General features: G+C 73.1%; 5 protein-coding genes and 2 pseudogenes. 2 read left to right on the top strand and 5 right to left on the bottom strand.

Translation table 11 applies throughout. The annotated features are described in order from the left end of the window. Both B9S61_RS14645 and B9S61_RS14640 read right to left on the bottom strand, forming a co-directional pair. Nucleotides 1–220 (bottom strand): annotated as a pseudogene (locus B9S61_RS14645) (hypothetical protein); the annotation flags it as partial. 176 nt (nt 221–396) lie between these two features. After that, the gene (locus B9S61_RS14640; RefSeq protein ID WP_103542649.1) at nt 397–1,782 is read right to left on the bottom strand and encodes a transcriptional regulator; all 1,386 of its coding nucleotides are present in this window, start codon (nt 1,780–1,782) and stop codon (nt 397–399) included. Between the two features lie 306 nt (nt 1,783–2,088). Here B9S61_RS14640 and B9S61_RS14635 point away from each other — a divergent pair, with 306 nt between their 5' ends. Continuing rightward, nucleotides 2,089–2,751: a bifunctional DNA primase/polymerase gene (locus tag B9S61_RS14635; RefSeq protein ID WP_181007373.1), complete on the top strand. Its 663-nt coding sequence runs from the start codon at nt 2,089–2,091 to the stop codon at nt 2,749–2,751. Nucleotides 2,752–3,047: 296 nt separating this feature from the next. Here the strand turns inward: B9S61_RS14635 and B9S61_RS14630 are convergent, their stop codons facing one another. Together B9S61_RS14630 and B9S61_RS14625 are read right to left on the bottom strand one after the other, a co-directional pair. Next, nucleotides 3,048–3,926: an alpha/beta fold hydrolase gene (locus tag B9S61_RS14630; protein WP_103542648.1), complete on the bottom strand. Its 879-nt coding sequence runs from the start codon at nt 3,924–3,926 to the stop codon at nt 3,048–3,050. 681 nt (nt 3,927–4,607) lie between these two features. Beyond that, nucleotides 4,608–5,300 carry a metal-dependent transcriptional regulator gene (locus B9S61_RS14625; protein WP_103542647.1) on the bottom strand — a complete coding sequence of 231 codons (693 nt, stop codon included), beginning with the start codon at nt 5,298–5,300 and terminating at the stop codon, nt 4,608–4,610. Between the two features lie 225 nt (nt 5,301–5,525). Here B9S61_RS14625 and B9S61_RS14620 point away from each other — a divergent pair, with 225 nt between their 5' ends. Further along, nucleotides 5,526–6,281, top strand: coding sequence for an SIS domain-containing protein (locus tag B9S61_RS14620; RefSeq protein WP_103542646.1), 756 nt, complete (start codon nt 5,526–5,528; stop codon nt 6,279–6,281). A 76-nt stretch (nt 6,282–6,357) separates the two neighbouring features. Here the strand turns inward: B9S61_RS14620 and B9S61_RS14615 are convergent. Beyond that, nucleotides 6,358–6,595 (bottom strand): annotated as a pseudogene (locus tag B9S61_RS14615) (diguanylate cyclase); the annotation flags it as partial.

Genomic DNA, 6,595 nt, shown 5'->3' with positions numbered 1-6,595 from the left:
CCTGCCCGCCGGGCCCCCACGGGGTGCCCCAGGTCTGGCCGCCGGGCGGAGCGGAGGCGGGGAAACCGCCGGCCGGGGGCCGGCCGTCCGCACTGCCGCCGGGGGCGACCGGTCCGGCCGTCATGCCCGGCAGCAGGGGCTCACCACCGTCGGAGGGCAGCACGATGCCTTCGCTCGCGGGGCGCGCCGAGGGCTCCTCGCCCTGTCCACTCTGCGTCACCGGGACTCCTACCAATGGGGGACCTTGTGGATCGTCGGTTCACGCTACCGGGTCCCCGGAGCCCGGTGCCACGCAGCACAGAACCTGGCCTCCTGCCCTGTGAGCGCGGTAACAAAACCAGGTCACCGCACGCTGATTACGTCACCCCTTCCCCGCCGCCCGTCCGGCAGCCGGCGTCACGCCGCCGCCTGGAGCTCCATGCGCGCCCCGAACTCCCGTACCACCGGCTCCTCCCGGTAGGGCTCGAGGCGCTGCTGGAGATCCTCGAGGTACTCGGCGCCCCGGTTGGAACGCAGCCCGCCCAGGAGTCCCGCCGCCTTCAGGCCCGTACTGCAGGCCTGTTCGATGTCACGCTGCTGCACCTGCGCGGTGGCCAGCAGCACATAGCCGATCGCCCGCCGGCGGGCCCGCGACTCGGGATGCCCCTCCAGCGACTGGCGGGCGCACCGCGCGGCGGCCTCCGGCTGCCCGAGGTCCCGGTGACAGTGCGCCAACTCGTCGGCCAGGTACGCCTCGTCGAAGTGGACGATCCACGCCGGGTCGTCGCCGGAGGCCGGATCGGCGGCCTCCATGGCACGCACGGCGCGGCCCGCCGCCGCCTGCGCGGAGAGCGCGTCGCCCATCAGCGCGTGCCCGCGCGCCTCCGCCGCGAGGAACATCGACTCCGCGCGGGGCGTCACCCGCCCCCGCGCACCCTCCTGCGCCGCACGCGCCAACTGCGCGATCTCGCGCGGGTTTCCGAGCTGCGCGGCCAGATGACTCATCGAGGCGGCGAGCACGTACCCGCCGTAGCCGCGGTCCCCGGCCGCCTGCGCGAGCCGCAGAGCCTGGATGTAGTAGCGCTGGGCGAGGCCCGGTTGCCCGGTGTCGACGGCCATGTACCCGGCGAGTTCGGTCAGTCGCGCGACCGCCGCGAACAGGTCCCGGCCCACCGCCTCGCGGTACGACCCCGACAGCATCCCCGAGACGACACTGTTGAGGTAGTGCACCACGACCGGGCGGACATGCCCGCTGCCGTACTGGTGGTCCAGGTCGACCAGGGCCTGCGTCATGGACCGTACGGCTCTCACGTCGGACTGGCCCACCCGCGGGCCGGCGGACCGGGCCACCTGCCCGTCGGGGGCGGAGATCAGCCAGTCCCGGCTCGGTTCCACCAGGGCGGAGGAGGCGACGGAGGAGCCGGACAGGAAGTCCCGCCGCCCCACGTCACTGCGCCACAGCTCGCAGACCTGCTCGATGGCCCCCAGTACCGTCGGCGAGAACTGGAGACCGACACCCGACGCGAGGTTCTTGCCGTTGGCCATGCCGATCTCGTCGATCGTGACCGTACGGCCCAGTTTGCGGCCCAGGGCCTCCGCGATGACCGCCGGTGCCCGCCCCCTCGGCTGCTGTCCGCGCAGCCAGCGTGCCACCGACGTCTTGTCGTAGCGCAGATCGAGGCCGTGCTCCACGCCGCACATGTTGACCCTGCGGGCCAGCCCGGCGTTGGAGCATCCGGCTTCCTGGATGAGCGCCTGCAGCCGTTCGTTCGGCTGCCGCGCGACGAGAGGCCTTGCGGCCATGGCGTACCCCCTGAGGCTGCGGTGCCTGCCCACGCACCGGGTTGACGTTCTTCCGCGGCCGTACTTCTCACGTCCCGGCGAGAAGAACCGGCCGTGAAGATCGATGCCCCGCCGATGTGCCGACAATGCGAAGCATGTGAGGATTGCCGGGGTAACGGCGGTCGCCGGCCCCCCTCGTGGTTACCCATCCGCGCCATCGGATCCCCTCGCGCGCCCCCATGGATGCACCCATGCGCCCCGGCCGGGGAAACGGTGCTCCTCCCCCGCGCACACGGGCGGGCGTAACCCCTGTTGACGGCCGTAGTTGTGTTCATCGTGGAAGAGACGATCGCGGGCACCGAGGCCGTACAGATCCCGAAGCAGCGCGGGGAATCGCTGCTGGACGCCGCAGTCCGCTACGCGGAGGAGCGGCACTGGGACGTGGTCCCGGGCACCTGGCTGGAGGCCGCGGACGGAGTGCGGGGCTGCTCGTGCGGTGACGCGGCGTGCCCCGCGCCCGGCGCGCATCCGGCCCGCCCGGACTGGGCGGCCCAGGCGACCGGCAGCGCCACCGTCGTCCGGCGGATGTGGCAGCAGCAGCCGACCGCCTCGATCCTGCTGCCCACCGGGCGGACGTTCGACGCGGTCTCCGTCCCGGAGACGGCCGGGTTCCTGGCGCTCGCGCGGATGGAGCGGATGGGGCTCACGCTGGGGCCGGTCACGCTGACACCGGACCGGCGGACGGAGTTCTTCGTGCTGCCGGGGGCGGCGGCGAAGGTGCCGGGGCTGCTGCGCAGGCTGGGCTGGTCGCTGTCGTCGCTCGACCTGACGGTGCGCGGTGAGGGCGACTTCGTCGCCGGGCCTCCCACGCGGGTGGGGTGCCGGGGGGCTGTGCAGTGGGCCTGCCGGCCGACTGCGGCGAATCGGTGGTTGCCGGATGTGGAGGAGTTGATCCCGTCGTTGGCCTACGCGTGCGGCAGGGACCGGTAGGAACCGGCGGCGTGCGCCCGGGCGGTCCTCGCCGTACCGTCGGCACCGCGGGGACGCGTGGCACTCTCGGGGGGGCCACCGGTCCGCGTCCGTGCGCTTGCTGACGCACCGTCGGTGCCGGGATCCCCCGGGTGCGCGGCGGAGGGGCGAGCGCCGTGGGACGCCGGTGGCCGACTTCGGTGCGCAGTGGCCGGGTTCGTCCGGCGCCGAGCAGCGCGACCGCCGACGGACATGCTGCGGCAGGCCGGCTTCTGGGCTTTCGGGCACGCGGGGTGGGTGGCCGGGTCCGTTTCCGCTCAGTCCACGGGGACGCTGTCCAGGAACGGTTCGATCGCGGCCAGCCAGGTCTCCGGCTGGTCGTAGTGGACGAGGTGGCCCGCGTCGGCGACCTCGGCGTACTGGCCGTGGGGCAGGACGCGGACCATCTCCTGGGCCTCCGCGCGGCCCAGTTCCCCGTCGAGGCCGCGGACCACCAGGGCGGGGCACCGCACCTGTGCCAGTTCCTCCCAGTGGGCGTCGAACACCCAGGTCTCGCGGGAGCGGAGCATCTGTTCCGGGTCGAAGACGGGGCGCCAGCCGTCGGGGGACTCGGCCATCACCTCGGCGTAGAACTCGCCCCGCGCGGGGTTGGGGCGCTCCACCCAGGGGTCGTCCTCACCGAACCACTTGCGTACGTCGGCGAGCGTGGCGAAGGGAAGCGGCCAGGCCTTGAACCACTCGGCCCACTCGCGCTGCGAGGCGGCTCCGAGCGCGGAGGCCCGCATGTCGCAGATGATCAGACCGCGGACCAGGTCGGGGCGTTTCGCGGCGAGCTGCCAGGCGGTGAGCGCGCCCATCGCGTGGCCGATGAGAACCGTGGGGCCGAGGCCGAGCTGGTCGAGGGCGGCTTCGGCGTCGTCGACATAGGCGTCACGGGTGAAGGAACCCCGCGGGGGCTTGTCGCTGCGGCCGTGGCCGCGCTGGTCGAGGGCGACCGCGTGGTACCGCGCGGAGAGCCGGCGGGCAGTGGACGCCCAGTGCGAGGCGCGCCCCATCAGGCCGTGCAGTAACAGCACGCCGGGCCCGCTCCGCGTGGCGGCCTCCGCCGGGTCGGCCCCGCCCTTGGGCGGGTCCGCGAACTCCCAGGCGGCGAGCCGTACGCCGTCCGCCCCGGTCACGTCGATGCGTCGCGCCATGGTCCTGGCACCCCCCAAGCTCGCTGCCTGCCCATTGCCTGTGTCCTGGCTTCGTCTGCTGCCACACTGCCCGCAGGTTATCGAAAACGCATTCGAAAATGCCGTCCTGCCCGGCAAGACCCCTCGTTCGAGTGACCCCCGGCGGGGATTGATCGCCGTGGCGCAGGGGAGATCTTCAGCGGGAGGCGGACCGCTCGGGGAAACCGGTCCGTGGGGAATGACCCTGGGAGCTCGGGGCTCCGGGTCAGCACAGGGGAGGACAGGCCCCGGCGCCATAAGGCGCCGGGGCTCCTCACGTGGTCACGGCACATCGTCCCGCCCCTCCCCGGCCTGGATGACATCGCTGTCGCCCGGCCAAGAGCCCCTCAGGTCATATGCCTCACGCGACAGACTGGCACGCGATTCCGGCGAGCGCTGCGATTCGACCCAACGGATCTCCGATTCGGCGCGTTCACACCGGCGGGTGCGTTCCGTTCGCACGGTGAGCGGAGCGCGCCGCTTCGGATCCCGTCGCGGCGGTGGCTCCGGCGCCTCCGGTGCGCCGGTGCTTCCGGTGCGCCGGCGCTTCCGGGGCGTCCCACGGGTCCGGCGCCTTCCGTGCGTCCCATGCGCCCGGTGCTCCCGGTGCTCCCGTGCGTCCGGCGTATCGGCGTGTCCCGGCCCTCCAGCCCTCCGGGCCGGTCAGCGCTTGGCGACGAACACGTGGGAGGCGACCTCCGTCTCCAGTTCGGCCGCCTCACCACTGCTTCCCACCAGCACCCCGCCGGCCGACTCCGTCACGCTCACCACGGAACCGGGCTGCACGCCCGCCCGGCGCAGCGTGTACATGAGCTGCGCGTCCGTCTGGATCGGCTCGCCGATCCGCCGCACGACGACCGTCTTGCCCTCGGTGCCCGGGTCGAGATCGGCCAGCGAGACCATGCCCTCGTCCAGGAACGGGTCGGCGCCGTCCTTCTCGCCCAGCTCCTCCAGACCCGGGATCGGGTTGCCGTACGGCGACTCGGTCGGGTGCCTCAGCAGCTCCAGCACCCGGCGCTCGACGGCCTCGCTCATCACGTGCTCCCAGCGGCACGCCTCGGCGTGCACCTGCTCCCACTCCAGGCCGATCACGTCGACCAGCAGACACTCCGCGAGGCGGTGCTTGCGCATCACCCGCGTGGCGAGCCTGCGGCCCTCCTCCGTGAACTCCAGGTGCCGGTCGGGGGCGACGGAGACCAGACCGTCGCGCTCCATGCGCGCCACCGTCTGGCTGACCGTCGGCCCGCTCTGGTCGAGCCGCTCGGCGATCCGGGCGCGCATGGGGACCACACCTTCCTCCTCCAGCTCGAGGATGGTGCGGAGGTACATCTCCGTGGTGTCGATCAGTCCGGACATACATGCCCCTCGATGAGATCTGCGGATTGCTCTGCCGGAGGCTGGACTGCTCACTCGGCGCGTGCGCTGGCCCAGGACTCAATTCTGACTCATGCGGCCGACAACCGGGCCACGCCGCGGAAACGGAGGGTCCCGGGGCCGGGAAACCGGGCGGGCGGCGCCGTATTGACACGGCACTGGTCCAGACCGCACGGTGATCCGCAACACTCCGTGAAGGGATGCCGCATGAGCGACCGCACGCCGGCCGACCGGTTCCTGGACGCCGCGATCGGTCTGCTGGGGCGGATCCGGGACGAGGAGGCCGAGTCCGTGGCGGCGGCGGGCACGCTGCTCGCCGACACGGTCGCGGACGGCGGCCGGCTCTTCGCCTTCGGCGCCGGGCACTCCTCGCTCGCCGCGCAGGACCTCGTGTACCGCGCGGGTGGGCTCGCGCTGATGAACCTGCTCACCGTGCCGGGTGTCGTCGGCGTCGACGTGATGCCGGCCACGCTGGGCTCCGCCCTGGAGCGGGTCGACGGGCTCGCGAGCGCCGTGCTCGAGTCCTCGCCCCTCCGCGCGGGCGACGCACTGGTGATCATCTCGCTGTCCGGGCGCAACGCGCTGCCGGTGGAGATGGCCACGAGGGCCCGGGAGCTGGGCGTGAAGGTGATCGGCGTGACGTCGGTGGCGTACGCGACGCAGACGACGTCCCGGAACTCCTCGGGGACGTTCCTGAAGGACCACTGCGACCTCGTGCTCGACTCGGGGATCGCGGTCGGCGACGCGGAACTCACCCACGAGAACGTGCCCGCGCCGTTCTCTCCCGCGTCGACGGTGGTCACCGCGGCGCTGCTGCAGGCGGTGATGGCCACGGCGGCGGCCGCCCTCGCGGACCGCGGCATCGACCCGCCGCTGCTGCGATCCGGCAACGTGGACGGCGGGCACGAGTGGAACGCGCGCGTCTTCGACGAGTACGCCGACCGGATCTTCTACCGGTACTGACGTCCGCCCCCGCCGCCCCTCCCGTCACGGACCCCGCTCGCCGAACGCGGGACGGCTGGAATCAGCCCCTCCCGGCTCAGTGGTCCGGAGGGATGAGGGACGCCAGATCCAGGGACATGGCGATACGAGCCGCCACATCCTCCGCGTACATCGCGTCGGAGCGCTCGAACGCGTTCCGCCCCGCCCCCCGAAGAAACGTCACGGCACCCAGCGTGCGCCCCCGGCACCGCAGTACCGCGCACAGCGCGTGCACCGCGTCGGCCGGCCACTGCCGCGCCAGCGCCCACGCCCGCGCGTCCTCGGCGGGCATGGCA

Origin of the sequence: Streptomyces sp. SM1 (assembly GCF_002910825.1) — a bacterium.
GTDB lineage: Bacteria > Actinomycetota > Actinomycetes > Streptomycetales > Streptomycetaceae > Streptomyces > Streptomyces okerensis.
Note: the sequence above shows the minus strand (reverse complement) of the source record. Positions and strands in the feature narration are given on the sequence as shown.